Source organism: Chryseobacterium sp. MMS23-Vi53, from assembly GCF_047651245.1.
Lineage (GTDB): Bacteria > Bacteroidota > Bacteroidia > Flavobacteriales > Weeksellaceae > Chryseobacterium.
In genome coordinates, this window is record NZ_CP180265.1 from 1,978,742 (window position 1) to 1,992,182 (window position 13,441).

General features: G+C 36.3%; 10 protein-coding genes and 3 tRNA genes. 1 reads left to right on the forward strand and 12 read right to left on the reverse strand.

The annotated features are described in order from the left end of the window. Nucleotides 1-117: 117 nt before the first annotated feature. The 4 genes from nusG to tuf form a co-directional block, all read right to left on the reverse strand. Entirely contained in the window at nucleotides 118-660 is a 543-nt protein-coding gene (nusG, locus tag ACKX2A_RS08695; RefSeq protein ID WP_415328975.1) for a transcription termination/antitermination protein NusG, read from the reverse strand. Between the two features lie 21 nt (nucleotides 661-681). Beyond that, nucleotides 682-888, reverse strand: a complete 207-nt coding sequence (gene secE, locus ACKX2A_RS08700) for a preprotein translocase subunit SecE (protein WP_029295580.1) — start codon at nucleotides 886-888, stop codon at nucleotides 682-684. Between the two features lie 12 nt (nucleotides 889-900). Next, nucleotides 901-971: transfer RNA gene (locus ACKX2A_RS08705), tRNA-Trp, on the reverse strand. 54 nt (nucleotides 972-1,025) lie between these two features. After that, a complete protein-coding gene (tuf, locus tag ACKX2A_RS08710) occupies nucleotides 1,026-2,237 on the reverse strand; it encodes an elongation factor Tu (protein ID WP_415328976.1) in 1,212 nt (403 codons plus the stop codon). Between the two features lie 329 nt (nucleotides 2,238-2,566). Here tuf and ACKX2A_RS08715 point away from each other — a divergent pair, with 329 nt between their 5' ends. Beyond that, nucleotides 2,567-4,066 (forward strand): DUF4394 domain-containing protein, encoded by a 1,500-nt coding sequence (locus ACKX2A_RS08715; protein WP_415328977.1) that lies wholly within the window; start codon nucleotides 2,567-2,569, stop codon nucleotides 4,064-4,066. Between the two features lie 89 nt (nucleotides 4,067-4,155). Here the strand turns inward: ACKX2A_RS08715 and ACKX2A_RS08720 are convergent, their stop codons facing one another. The 8 genes from ACKX2A_RS08720 to ACKX2A_RS08755 all read right to left on the reverse strand — a co-directional run bounded on the left by ACKX2A_RS08720 (nucleotide 4,156) and on the right by ACKX2A_RS08755 (nucleotide 13,395). Beyond that, nucleotides 4,156-7,254, reverse strand: a complete 3,099-nt coding sequence (locus tag ACKX2A_RS08720) for an efflux RND transporter permease subunit (protein ID WP_415328978.1) — start codon at nucleotides 7,252-7,254, stop codon at nucleotides 4,156-4,158. A gap of 280 nt (nucleotides 7,255-7,534) precedes the next feature. After that, on the reverse strand, nucleotides 7,535-8,620 hold the full coding sequence (locus ACKX2A_RS08725) for an efflux RND transporter periplasmic adaptor subunit (RefSeq protein ID WP_415328979.1): 1,086 nt from the start codon (nucleotides 8,618-8,620) through the stop codon (nucleotides 7,535-7,537). Nucleotides 8,621-8,623: 3 nt separating this feature from the next. After that, nucleotides 8,624-9,865: a TolC family protein gene (locus tag ACKX2A_RS08730; protein WP_415328980.1), complete on the reverse strand. Its 1,242-nt coding sequence runs from the start codon at nucleotides 9,863-9,865 to the stop codon at nucleotides 8,624-8,626. A 411-nt stretch (nucleotides 9,866-10,276) separates the two neighbouring features. After that, nucleotides 10,277-11,641, reverse strand: a complete 1,365-nt coding sequence (locus tag ACKX2A_RS08735) for an ATP-binding protein (RefSeq protein WP_415328981.1) — start codon at nucleotides 11,639-11,641, stop codon at nucleotides 10,277-10,279. Between the two features lies 1 nt (nucleotide 11,642). After that, nucleotides 11,643-12,323 (reverse strand): response regulator transcription factor, encoded by a 681-nt coding sequence (locus ACKX2A_RS08740; RefSeq protein WP_415328982.1) that lies wholly within the window; start codon nucleotides 12,321-12,323, stop codon nucleotides 11,643-11,645. A 116-nt stretch (nucleotides 12,324-12,439) separates the two neighbouring features. After that, a complete protein-coding gene (locus ACKX2A_RS08745) occupies nucleotides 12,440-12,997 on the reverse strand; it encodes a chorismate mutase (RefSeq protein WP_415328983.1) in 558 nt (185 codons plus the stop codon). 210 nt (nucleotides 12,998-13,207) lie between these two features. Continuing rightward, nucleotides 13,208-13,279, reverse strand: a tRNA-Thr gene (locus tag ACKX2A_RS08750). Nucleotides 13,280-13,322: 43 nt separating this feature from the next. Continuing rightward, nucleotides 13,323-13,395 (reverse strand) — tRNA-Gly (locus ACKX2A_RS08755). Between the last annotated feature and the right edge of the window lie 46 nt (nucleotides 13,396-13,441).

A 13,441-nucleotide genomic window follows, 5' to 3' on the forward strand; every position in this document is an offset into this window, starting at 1 on the left:
ATCATTAAATTTATACTAAGCTTAAACGCAGAACCATAATTTGTAATTAAGATTGCATACAAAAATAAAAAAGACCGCTTTTTCAAGCAGTCTTATATGTAAGATGTAATATCTGTTTTAAACTTTTTCAACTTGCATATAGCTAAGTTCCATTGGAGTTTTTCTACCGAAGATAAGCACTGATACTTCAATTTTCTTTTTATCTTCAAGAATTTTCTCAACTGTTCCGTTGAATCCATTGAATGGTCCGTCAATTACTTTAACGTTTTCTCCAACTACGTAAGGAATTTCAACATCACTAGCGAATTCTGATAACTCATCCATTCTTCCAAGCATTCTGTTTACTTCAGATTTTCTCATTGGAACTGGATCACCACCTTTTGTTAAACTTAAGAAAGAAATAACTCCGGGAATATTCTTAACAATGTGAGGAATTTCCCCCATCAGATCAGCTTCAATCATTAGGTATCCAGGATAGTAAGGTCTTTCTTTAGGAACTTTTTTTCCGTTTCTAACCTGAATTACCTTTTCCATAGGAATAACCACTTGAGTAACGTACTGCTCAAACCCTAAACGCTTGATTTCTGTCTCAATATAGTTTTTCACTTTATTTTCCTGTCCGCTGATTGCTTTCAGCACATACCATTTCAATTCGCTCATTGTGGGAAAATACTTTTATTATTAATTGAACAAGTTGATTAGCATTCCTATTATGTTGCTGATTGCTTTAGAAAACAATTCATCAACCCCAAAAGTAAATAGAGCCAAGATTACTGTTGCAATAGTAACTACAATTGTAGAAGATTGCAGATCAGACCATTTTGGCCATTCAACTTTATGTCTGAATTCGTTATAAGAACCTTTTAAAAAATCGATAAATGAACTCATAATTTTTATTTGCACGGGCACAAGGATTCGAACCCTGATCAACGGTTTTGGAGACCGGTATCCTACCATTGGACGATGCCCGTAGATTAAAAGCTTCCGAGAGTTTCCTTTCGGAAGCTTTAATTATTTTAAGATGATTAGTCTAAGATTTCAGTTACCTGACCTGAACCAACTGTTCTACCACCTTCTCTGATCGCGAATCTAAGACCCTCGTTAAGAGCGATTGGTTGTAACAATTCTACAGTGATCTCTAAGTTATCACCAGGCATTACCATTTCTACACCTTCTGGTAAGAAGATCTCACCTGTAACGTCAGTAGTTCTTACGTAGAACTGAGGACGGTACTTGTTGTGGAATGGAGTGTGACGTCCACCTTCTTCTTTAGAAAGGATATATACAGATGCTTTGAATTTTTTGTGTGGCTTCACAGAGTCTTTCTTAGCGATTACCATACCTCTCTTGATGTCAGTTTTTTCAATACCTCTCAACAATAGACCTACGTTATCACCAGCTTCACCTCTGTCTAGGATTTTTCTGAACATCTCAACTCCTGTAATAGTAGAAGTTAATTTTTCATCACCCATACCTACGATATCAACTGGGTCACCAGTGTTGATAATACCAGCTTCGATTCTACCAGTTGCTACAGTACCTCTACCTGTAATAGAGAATACGTCTTCGATTGGCATCAAGAATGGCTTATCTGTATCTCTTGTTGGCTCTTCGATCCACTCGTCAACAGCATCCATAAGAGCTTCAACAGTTTTGAACCACTGATCTTCTGTGTTAGCAGGAGTTGCAGTAGCTGCAGTAAGAGCTCCTAATGCAGAACCTTGGATTACTGGAGAGTTATCTCCGTCGAAATCGTAAGTAGACAATAAGTCTCTAAGTTCCATTTCAACTAGCTCTAATAATTCAGCATCGTCTACCATGTCAACTTTATTCATGAAAACAACAATTCTAGGTACGTTTACCTGACGGCAAAGTAGGATGTGTTCTCTTGTTTGAGGCATTGGTCCATCAGTTGCAGCACATACTACGATAGCTCCATCCATCTGAGCAGCACCAGTTACCATGTTCTTAACATAGTCGGCGTGACCCGGACAGTCAACGTGAGCATAGTGTCTTTTTTCAGTTTCGTATTCGATGTGAGCAGTATTGATAGTGATACCTCTTTCTTTTTCTTCTGGAGCAGAGTCAATCGCAGAGAAGTCTTTTTTCTCAGCAAGACCTTTGCTAGCTAATACAGCAGAAATAGCAGCTGTAAGAGTAGTTTTACCATGGTCAACGTGACCAATAGTACCAATGTTCAAGTGTGGTTTGTTACGATTAAACGTTTCCTTTGCCATGATTTAAAATTATTTATTTATTGTTTTTCAAATTTTCGGTGTGCAAATATAATGAATTTTTAAATACCAAAACCTTTTTATTAAAAAAAGTTTCAATATTCAAATTCGATGAAATACAAACCGCTTATTTCAAAGTATTGAGACTGCAAATTTACACATTTTTCTTAATTTAAAAAATCCATGTAAACCTTTTATTAAAATTCCAAACTATCTTGCTAATTTTGAATACAATAGGGATTTAAAAAGATTTTACCGCAAAATAGATCTTTCGTAAATCCGGCTTATATTTTTTCTCGTACATATAAAAACAACCAATAAAAATTAATATTATGAGAAAACTATTACACATCTGCATGGGATTATTTGTCTTTACAGCAATTTTTTCTTGCGACGATTCGGATGATTACAATATGCCGGACAATATGACTCAGGGACCCGACCTTATGGTTTACGGATTAACCTCTATGAATGAGCTTGTTTATTTCAACTCGAATAATCCAAAAATGTTTACGTCTAAAACGGCAGTGACGGGAGTTGTTTCAGGAGAAAAATTATTAAGCATTGATTTCAGACCTGCCACGGGAGAACTGTATGCGTTATCCAATGCAAGTAAGCTGTATATCATTAATACTACCAATGCTTCTGCAAGAGTAGTAAGTTCAACAGCATTCTCTCCTTCCATTTCGGGAACAATAGCATCTATCGATTTTAATCCTACTGTCGACAGAATACGTTTGGTAAGCAATACAGGACAAAATCTTCGTCTGCATCCTGAAACAGGAGCTATGGCAGGAACCGATACCAATATAAGCGGGACAGGAAATCCATCCATTACCGGAGTTGCCTATACCAACAGCAAAGCAGGTGCTTCAACAACAGTATTGTATGATATTGATCCAGCATCCGGAAAATTATTTAAACAAGACCCTCCAAACAATGGTACTTTGGTAGAAATAGGAAATATTGGAGCCACTTTTACAGGGCAGGCTGCTTTTGATATCAAGCATGATAACAGCACAGCCTTACTAGCCTTAAATGATAAACTGCATCTATTGGATCTGAATAATGGTAAAGCAACCAACATCGGATCTCTTCAGCAGGCGATTATTGATCTCGCAATTCCTACAGAAGCTGTAGCGTATGCAATAGATAATTCAAATAATCTCCAGATATTTAATCCAAATAACCCAATGCCAATTTCTAAAACAGTAGCAGGATTGCAGAGCGGTGAAAATATTTTAGGTATAGATTTCAGACCTTTAAACGGACAGCTATATGCTTTGGGAAGCTCCAGCAGAATTTATACTATTAATTTAGGAACAGGTGCGGCGACAGCAGTTGGAACATCTCCTTTTGCCACTTTATTGTCCGGAACTGATTTTGGGTTTGATTTTAATCCAACTGTTGACAGAATTCGTGTCGTAAGCAATACAGGACAAAATCTTCGTTTGAATCCTATCGACGGAACAATTGCAGCAACAGACCTTCCTCTAAACCCCGGAACTCCAATGATCGGTGCTGCTGCTTACACCAATAATTTCGCAGGTGCAACGACCACTACTTTGTTTGTAATAGATCATAATACCGATAAACTATATCAACAAAACCCGCCGAATAACGGAACTTTGGTAGAATCAGGTGCTTTAGGAATCAATATTACCAGTGCCAATGGTTTCGACATCGGAAGCATGAGCCAGAAAGCTTATTTAATGGCTTCTGTGGGTTCAGCAACTAAACTTTATACTATTAACACAACAACAGGAGCTGCCACTTCAGTTTCAGATTATCCCAATGCGGTAAAAGCTTTTGCAGTGGGATTAGGATTTTAACCTCATAATATTTTTATTTCAATAATGGAAGAGGGCGGAAAACTTTGTTTTCCGCCCTCTTGTTTAATATAATATAAATGAAAGAATCGCTATATCTGCTGTGATTTCTTCGTTCTATTGAAGATCCAGAAGATGATCGGGAAGATAAGCAACGTGAGAACTGTCGCAGTCACCAATCCTCCGATAATCACAATTGCCAAAGGTTTTTGAGACTCCGAGCCAATTCCGGTCGACAGTGCAGCAGGCATTAATCCGATCGATGCCATTAAAGCGGTCATGATTACAGGACGGGTTCTGGATTTTACACCATTTAAAATAGCATTATCTAAACTTAATCCATTTTTCACATTTTGATGGAATTCGGTGATAAGAATAACTCCATTTTGAATACAGATTCCGAGAAGAGCAATCATCCCTACTCCGGCGGAAATTCCGAAATTGATGCCCGTTAAGTGAAGCGCAATAATCCCTCCAATTAACGCAAATGGCACATTCGCCAAAACCAAAAGAGAATCTTTCATGTTTCCGAAAAGAATAAATAATAAGAAGAAAATCCCTAAAATACTGATCGGAACCACCTGCGTCAAACGTTTTGAAGCTCTCTGCTGGTTTTCAAACTGACCTGTCCAGCCGATAGAATATCCGTCCGGAAGATCAATTTTTGCAACCGCTTTCTGCGCATCGGCGATTGTGCTTCCTAAATCTCGGTCGCGAATGGAGAATTTAATTCCGATATATCTTTTAATGTCATCCCGATAAATAAAGGCTGCACCATTATCCTTTACAATATTTCCAACTTCCTTTAAAGGAATCTGAGATCCGTCTTGAGTCGGAATCATCAGCGAAGCAATATCATTTTCATTTTTTCTGTATTCCTGAGAATAACGAAGACGAATCGGGAATTTCTTTTCTCCATCAAACATTTCCGATGCGGTTTTTCCTCCAAAAGCCATTTCCAGAACAGTTTGTGCATCTTCGGGCATTACTCCATAAGCCGCCATTTTATCTCTGTCCCAAACAACATTTACTTCTGGCTGACCAATATTCTTAATGATTCCGGCATCTTTTACCCCGTTGATATCTTTTACTTCTTTTAAAACTTTTTCAGCAAGAATATCCAAGGTCTGAAGGTTATCACCATAAATTTTAATACCATTTTCAGCCTTAAATCCGGCAACAGCTTCAGCAACGTTATCAGAAATCGGTTGAGAATAATTGAATGTGATTCCTTGATAATTTCGTAGTTTTTTATCGATTTCTTCAATTAATTCTTCATAGGTAATTTTTCGTTTCCATTCCGATTTTGGCTGTAGATTTACAGCAAACTGTACAAATCCAAATCCGTTCGGGTCGGTTCCGTCGTTGCTTCGCCCTGTTTGAGCCAAAACATCCGTCACTTCTGAGAAGCTCATGATGTCTTTCTTTAAAAGATCGGCTGTTTTTAATGATTCTTTTAATGATGAACTCATCGGCATTTCGGCAGTGATCCACAGCGAACCTTCATTTAATTGTGGTAAAAACTCCGTTCCCAGGAATTTTCCGGAAAATAAAGTGACTCCCAAGAAAGCCAGAGAAACAATCAGGCTGAGTTTTTTATGTTTAAATGTAAAATTGAAACCCTTTAAAACAATTCTGTCCCAAAAATTCACGAAAGGATTGTTTTTCTCTTTTACGTTTTTATTTAAAAGGATATGCGAAAGAACAGGAACTAATGTTAAGGTGAAAATTAACGCCCCCATTAATGCAAAACCAAGTGTAAATGCCAATGGTGAAAACATTTTTCCTTCCACTTTCTGGAATGAGAAAATTGGAATTAATGAAGTAATGATAATCAGTTTTGAGAAGAAAATTGCTTTTCCCAATCCAGTTCCAGTTTGCTTGATCCAGCCACCTTTCGCCATTTTATTGAACTTTTCATCACCGTATTTATGCGCTTTATGATCGAGCATTACAAAGAGCCCCTCAACCATGACGACGGCTCCGTCGATAATAATTCCAAAATCGACAGCTCCCAATGATAGTAAATTAGCACTCATTCCTGCCATTTTCAAACATAAAAAGGCAAATAATAAGGATAACGGAATGATGATGGAAACAATTAAGGTCGTTCTCCAGTCCGCCATGAAAATTAAAACGATAACAGTTACCAGAACGATTCCTTCCAATAAATTGTGCATTACCGTTTCGGTTGTGAAATCCATTAAATTATCGCGGTCGTAGAAAGTGACCATTTTCACATCTTTCGGCAGAATTTTTTCGTTGAGCTCTTTAATTTTGGCTTTTACATTTACCAAAACTTCACGAGGATTCTCTCCTTTTCTCATCACTACGATTCCTTCAACGGTGTCATCCTGACTATTTAGTCCCGCCTGTCCTACTCTTGGTCTTTCACTTTCATGGACTTCAGCAACGTTTTTAACCAAAATTGGGTTTCCATTATCATTGTGAATCGTAATGTTTTGAATATCATTAATAGACTTCACCAAACCGATTCCCCGAACAACATATGCCTGTCCGTTTTTTTCGATAACATCACCGCCGACGTTCAAATTACTTTTTGTAACGGCATCGTAAACCTGAAGCGGTGTTAAATTGTATTTATCTAAAGCTCTCGGATCGATACTTAATTCAAAAACTTTATCCTGACCTCCGAAAACGTTGATGTCCGCAACTCCCTGGACCCCTCTCAACGCACGGTCGATGACCCAGTTTTGTAAAGTTAATAACTCACGGGAATCTTTCTTTTTACTCTGTAAAGTATATCGGAAAATCTCTCCTGTCGGTCCGTAAGGCGGCTGAACTTCGGGGTCAACTTCATCGGGAAGACTAACTGTTCTTAATTGATTATTAACCTGATTTCTCGCAAAAGTGTCGTCTACTCCATCATCAAAAAGAATTTTAACAATGGAAAGTCCAAACATCGTGGTACTTCTCACGCTGGTTTTCTTCTGAACCGGACTCATCGCCAATTCGATAGGTGTCGTTACAAAACGCTCGACTTCTTCTGCACTTCGCCCATTCCATTGGGTGATAATGACGATCTGGGTATTGGTAACATCAGGAAAAGCTTCAATAGGCATATTTTTAAAGCTTATAAATCCTGCAACAGCCAAAATCGCTACCCAAATAAAGGTAAATGCTTTGTTTTTTAATGAGAAAGCAATTATATTTTTTATGAATTTATTCATGATAGATTTTTTGATGACCTAAAAAAGTCGTTGAATTTTTTTAAACGCAAAGCTCACAAAGATTTTTCATGACCATCTTTCTGCATATTTTTGTTCGCTAAGACGTTTCACTCAGCAAAGGCGCTGAAAATTTATTTAAATATTAATTTTGAACCATTAAGAATGTTTTAGGAGTTAAGAATTATTAAGTGTTTCGTTTTAAAATATCTTTAGATATTGACTTAATTAAACTTAACTTCTTAATTGTACATTATTAAAAATCTTAATGGTTAAAATAAATTTAACTATTCAAAGAGCGATAAATTAACAACTGATTGTTGGTAATTACCTGCTCTCCTTCAGACAAACCTTCGGAAATATATGTTGTTTCACCAACTTGCTTTAAAACCTTTATTTCTTTCACCTTTACATCTGTTCTGGATTTAAAAATCACTACAAAACTTCTGTTATCATCAAAAATTACTGCTTTTGAAGGAACCGTCAATGCCATGGCGTTTTCTGAGCTGGTTACTTTTATTGTCGCCTTACTTTCAGGAATCAATAACCCATTTTGGTTATCTAAAACCACTCTGGCCTGCATTGCATTGGTTTCCGGATCGATGATTTTAAAGATTTTATCAATTTTTCCATCAAAAACCTTATCCGGATAAGACAATGTGGAAACCTGAGCTTTCATTCCCAAACTGATTTTATCAATATCCGATTCATTCACGTTCATAATTGCCCAAACATTGGTCGTATTCGCAACATCAAAAATATTTTCGCTTCTGTCGCTTCTCAATTGCATATCTTTATTGATGTTTTTCTGAACAATATATCCGCTAATCGGTGCTACAACACTGTAAATATTCCCTTTCTTCACATTATAAACCGTACTCACCGCACTTGCTCTCTGCAACTGATCCTGCGCTTTTTGCAACTGGCTTTTCGCTTCTAAAACATCTCTTTCGGTATTCAGTTTTCCTTCATACATTTCTTTGGCAACACGGAGATTGTTTTGAGCAACAACCATATCTGTTTTTGCATCGCTTACATCTTTCTGAATTTCAGCCAACTCCGTACTTCGGATTGTTGCTAAAACCTGCCCTTTCGTAACATGATCTCCCAATTCTACATTTACACTTAAAACATTTCCGCCAACCAGCGGATAAACATCGATATAGCTGTTTTTATCCGCCGAAATTTTCCCATAGAAATTGTAGTCGTCTTCTATATATTTTTTTTCGACTTTTGCTAAAGAAATCGACTGAAGCATGGTATTGCTTAGTTCGAAGCCTTTTTTTGCCTGCGGTTTTGCCTCTTCCTGTTTTTTTGAACAGGATAAAACGGACAAAGCCACCATTACCGTAATTATATATTTTTTCATGTTTTAATAGAAGATTTTCGTTTGTACTAGTTGATTCAATTGTTCTGCGGACTGCATAATTTCGTTTTTCATATCGTAAATCTGAAGAGCCGTTTCTCTGTAGCTGTCCATGAAATCCGCAAATTCGATAAGGCTGATATTTCCTTTCCTGAAGTTGTTCAGCATCCCATTATAGACCAGTTCCATATTATTAAGATCATTGGATTTTATCTGCGAAAGCTGATCGTATTGTACTTTCCAGGTTCTGTAAGCCGACTGAACTTTTGTTTCGAGATTTAATTTCTGGAAATCTGCATTTTTCTGATTTTGCTGAATCGCGAAATTGGCTTTATCCACATTTCCTTTATTCGATTTCCACAACGGTAGAGGAATTCCGACCATTAAATTGACTTCATTTTTGAAGGTTCCGCCGTTTTGATCCCATCCCGCCCCAAGATTTAAATCGGGAACGTTTAAAGATTTCTGCCATTGAGCGTATAATTTGCTGCTCTCGATCAATTTTAAATTGTATTGATAATCGGCATTGTTTTCCAATGCTTTTTTCTGTAGCTCGGCTTCATCTCCAAAAGGCTGTGAAGCCAGAATCTCTTTTGCTTCTGTTTCTGAAAGCTGTGGATTGATTTCTTCTGCAATTCCGGTAAGAACTTTTAGATTCTGTTCGAATTCCAGAATATTTTTATTGATTCCAATTTTATCATTATTCAGTTGAATAACGATGCTTTGCAATCTTACTTCGTCTTTCAGGGAAACATTTCCTTTTGCAGACTGTACTTTATAAGCAGCAAGAAGGTCGTTCATGTACCCCAATTGCTTATCGGTATTTTCTAATTTTAATTTTTCGTAATACAGATTAAAATATGTCGTACGGAGCTGGGCTCTTAAATCCACGAGAAGTTGTGAAAACTGAAGCTGAGCCAGTTCTTTATTCGATTTTGCAAAAGCAATTTCGTTTTTCTTTTTCCCTCCCATGTAAATTAACTGCGTTACCTGTGCTCCTTTTGCGTGTCCTATGTCGAAAACTTTTCTGTCTTCAGGATTGTACGCATTGATTTGTCCGCTCAGTTGCGGAAGTTCCCAGATTTTGGCCTGCAAAATGTCTGCATCAGCCATGTTGATGTTGTACTGTTCGGCAAGCAGTTGCAAATTGTTCTTCTGGAATGCTTCTTCGCAATCCGAAAGAGACATTTTCTGTTGTGCCGCGGTAAGGGAGGAAACGACAATCAACAGTCCTGCAAATTTGTTCATTTTATTGATTTTATGATACAAAAATGCTTTTACTGCATTAAAATGCTCTTAAAGAATGCTTAAAAAAAAATTAAATTTCCCTTTTGATGCAGGTTTTGAAATGTTAATATTTTAATTTAAAGATAATATTTAATCCCTGAGTGTTGAATTTTATTTGAAAATTAATTGTTCGTTTAACGAGAAAATGATTAGAAATTTTATTGAAATGAGTTTTTTTTATTAGCTCCATACAGTTTGTCATGCTAAAAGCATTTAAGAGTACAAATAAAAACGTCGATAAAAAACACAAAACTTCTATGGTGGTTGAGGCTCTCGAAACCGCCAATCCTACATCCTAGCCCCGATTGCAGTAAAAATCCTTTTTTGAAAAAAAAGATTGTAACGGAAAGCGGGAAAAAGCTCCTAATAAAATTATTTATTGAAAATTACACTGAATTTGTTCAATAAATCCGCCGGAGAAGAATATTGAATTCCGGCTCCGTGATAATCCAGAATTCTTTTGACAATCCGCAGTCCGAGACCGGAGCCCGAGATATTTTGGGAATTTTTGCCCCTTTTGAAAGCTTCAAACAATTTCGACTGTTCCTCCTGAGGAATCGTATCTCCGTGGGAAATGACATCAACGATGAGATGTTCATCCGTTTCAGTAATTAAAACATCCACTTCGGCGTCGTCTGAATATACTGCTGCGTTTTTAAGCAAATTAATGAAAACAATATCAAGCAGAGACTGAACGCCTTTTATCGTTAATAAAGCATTCTCGGAGGTGTTTTCGGAAATGAGGAAATCCATCTTTAATTTGGGATAACTTTTTTCCACTGCTTCAAAAGATTCGAAAATAACTTCATCGATTCTCACTTCTTCGTAGATGCTCTGGATATTTTCTCTGTCGAATTTCGTTAATAGCAAAAGCGAATTGGTAAGATCCGACAATTGGTAAACATCTCTTTGAATCTGTTTTAAAGAAGACAAAGTTGCGGGAGAATGTTCATTAAATTTAATTAAATTCTCCAGTTGAAAAGCCATTCTTGTAATCGGTGTTCGAATTTCATGAGATGCACTCGCAGTAAAATCCTTTTGCGACTGGAAAACATCATCTAATCGCCCAATCATTGTGTTGAAAGATTTGGCCAGAACATCGATCTCATCATTGGAATTTCGGATAGGAATTTGGGTAGTCAGCTTATGAGCCGTAACTTCAGAAATTTCCTGGTTGAGATCTTCGAGGGGCTTTAAAAACTGTCCCATAAAATAATAGCTGAAAAATCCGATAAGCAGCGTACTCATTACATAAGCCGTGATCAAAAGATATTTCAGATAAGCCAGCTTAGAGTTTCCATTGGTATCATAAGCACTGGTAAGAATATAATAATTTTCGCCATTGATGGTTCGAAGTGCAGCGTAAATTTCAGGAACTGTTTTCTCGGAATAAACGATTTTCTTATCATCAAGCTCTTTTAACAAGGAAGTATCCCAACTTACATTCCTGTCTTTTATGGTGCTGTAGATAAGTTCTTTCTCGGCATTGAAAATAAGAATTGTTTCGTTTAAAAGGATATTATCCGAATTTTCATTAAAAAAAACGGGCGCCTCCTCTTCAAAATCCTTTGATTTGGCAATGAAATGAGAGGTAAACTCTAACCTCTGTCTGAATCTCTCTTTGAACTCCTCTCTTCGGAAATCATTGAAAGACATATAGATAACCGCCATTACAATACCAAAAAGCAATGAAAAGGCAATGCTGAGATTGAGTGCGATCTTCCTTTTTAAAGACATACTACAACGGGCTTAAGTAATATCCGAATCCGGAACGGGTGTGAATGAGCTTAATTTTGAAATCTTTATCTATTTTTTTCCTTAAAAAGTTGATATAAACTTCCACAGTATTGGTATTCGTATTGAAATTGTGCTCCCAAACGTGTTCTGTAATCTGTTGCTTGGAGACCGTCCTTCCCTGTGCTTCCGCCAGATAAACCAATAACTGAAACTCTTTTAAAGTAAGAGTAATTTCATTTCCTGCGCGGAAAACTTTTTGTTCGGTTTTGTTGATAATTAAATCATCGATTCGGATGATATCCTGATCCGTGGAATCTGAAGGTGTTTTTCTTCTCAACAGAGAATTGATACGCAACAGCAATTCTTCAAACTGGAAAGGCTTTACCAAGTAATCATCAGCCAATCTTGTAAAGGCATCTTTTTTATCCGAAAGATCTCCGTAAGCTGAAATGATGATAATCGGTGTATTTTTATCGAATGACCGTATGGTTTGGCAAACATCCAGTCCGTTAATCTTCGGAACATTGATATCTAATAAGTACAAATCGTAAGAACTGCTTTTAATCTGGCGTAGAAATGTTTCCCCATCATAGATCTTATCACAGGTAAAATTGTTTGATTCTAAAAACTTGCAAAGTTCCGCAGACAAAATAAGGTCGTCCTCCAGTAAAAGAATATTCATCGAAGTTTATTTTATACGAATGTAAAGAAAATTTTTAGGACTAAAAAGAATAGAGATTTATTGGGAATAGTTTTAATTGAATTTTAAGTTTCAGAAAACATTATTAAAAAAACGGATCATTTCATTTTGCAGTAGTCTTCAATTGGCTTTATCGCAGTTTCTACAATTCGATCGTCGAATGAATTATCAATTATCATTCGAGCCTCTTGCCTAAATACTTTTAATGATTGATTATTACAATTTATTTTTTTTAAACTTAATAATAGAAGTGGATTTAAGCTATCTAAAATTGGACGAACTTCTATTGCTAAATCCGGAGCCGGTCTAAACAATTCTTGATGTTCAGTTTGCCATTTATGATGTAATTGTCGTTGCTTGATTTTTCCAGCTTCAAATTGAGCCCGAAAAAAATGATGGGCAAACATATTATTTACACCTAATTTCTTTGATTGTACTTCGATGCTGTCCAAAATTATTTTTTCTCGTACAGGGTCATATATTGCCTTTTTTGTATTCCATTTACTTTTTGCTACTAATGGAGCAACCTGAAGTCTTGTGTTTATTAATTTCAGTAAAACATTATTTTCATTTTCCTTGAAAGTCTGTTTCTGATTTATACATGAAATAATAGATAAAAAAAATGCTGTTAAAAGAATATTTAAAACTGTTTTCACTATCTCTGTTTTTTCAAAAATATTAAATTAAAAATAAATGTTTTTTTAAATTATCCGTTTAACCAATTATAGGAAATAAATCTAAATATCCCACATTTCTTAATAAATAAAAACTGAACGGTTTTAATTAAGGTTAATCCAAATAAATTTTAAAATAAATCCAGGAAAGTTTAGGCAAAAAAATATCCCGAAGAAATCGGGATTGAATCGAGCCAACTACGGGACTTGAACCCGTGACCTCTTCCTTACCAAGGAAGCACTCTACCGCTGAGCTAAGTCGGCCTTAAACAAAAAAATCACGCTAATAATAGAGTGATTTTTGTTGAGCGGAAGACGAGGGTCGAACTCGCGACATTCAGCTTGGAAGGCTGACGCTCTACCAACTGAGCTACTTCCGCAATTTTGTTTCCAAAATTATTGGTAAACGCTTTGCAAAACTAAGAA

Bases quoted from the DNA above. Each gene is read 5' to 3' on its own strand.
- nusG (WP_415328975.1), bottom strand. From the start codon at position 660: ATGAGCGAATTGAAATGGTATGTGCTGAAAGCAATCAGCGGACAGGAA.
- secE (WP_029295580.1), bottom strand. From the start codon at position 888: ATGAGTTCATTTATCGATTTTTTAAAAGGTTCTTATAACGAATTCAGA.
- tuf (WP_415328976.1), bottom strand. From the start codon at position 2,237: ATGGCAAAGGAAACGTTTAATCGTAACAAACCACACTTGAACATTGGT.
- ACKX2A_RS08715 (WP_415328977.1), top strand. From the start codon at position 2,567: ATGAGAAAACTATTACACATCTGCATGGGATTATTTGTCTTTACAGCA.
- ACKX2A_RS08720 (WP_415328978.1), bottom strand. From the start codon at position 7,254: ATGAATAAATTCATAAAAAATATAATTGCTTTCTCATTAAAAAACAAA.
- ACKX2A_RS08725 (WP_415328979.1), bottom strand. From the start codon at position 8,620: ATGAAAAAATATATAATTACGGTAATGGTGGCTTTGTCCGTTTTATCC.
- ACKX2A_RS08730 (WP_415328980.1), bottom strand. From the start codon at position 9,865: ATGAACAAATTTGCAGGACTGTTGATTGTCGTTTCCTCCCTTACCGCG.
- ACKX2A_RS08735 (WP_415328981.1), bottom strand. From the start codon at position 11,641: ATGTCTTTAAAAAGGAAGATCGCACTCAATCTCAGCATTGCCTTTTCA.
- ACKX2A_RS08740 (WP_415328982.1), bottom strand. From the start codon at position 12,323: ATGAATATTCTTTTACTGGAGGACGACCTTATTTTGTCTGCGGAACTT.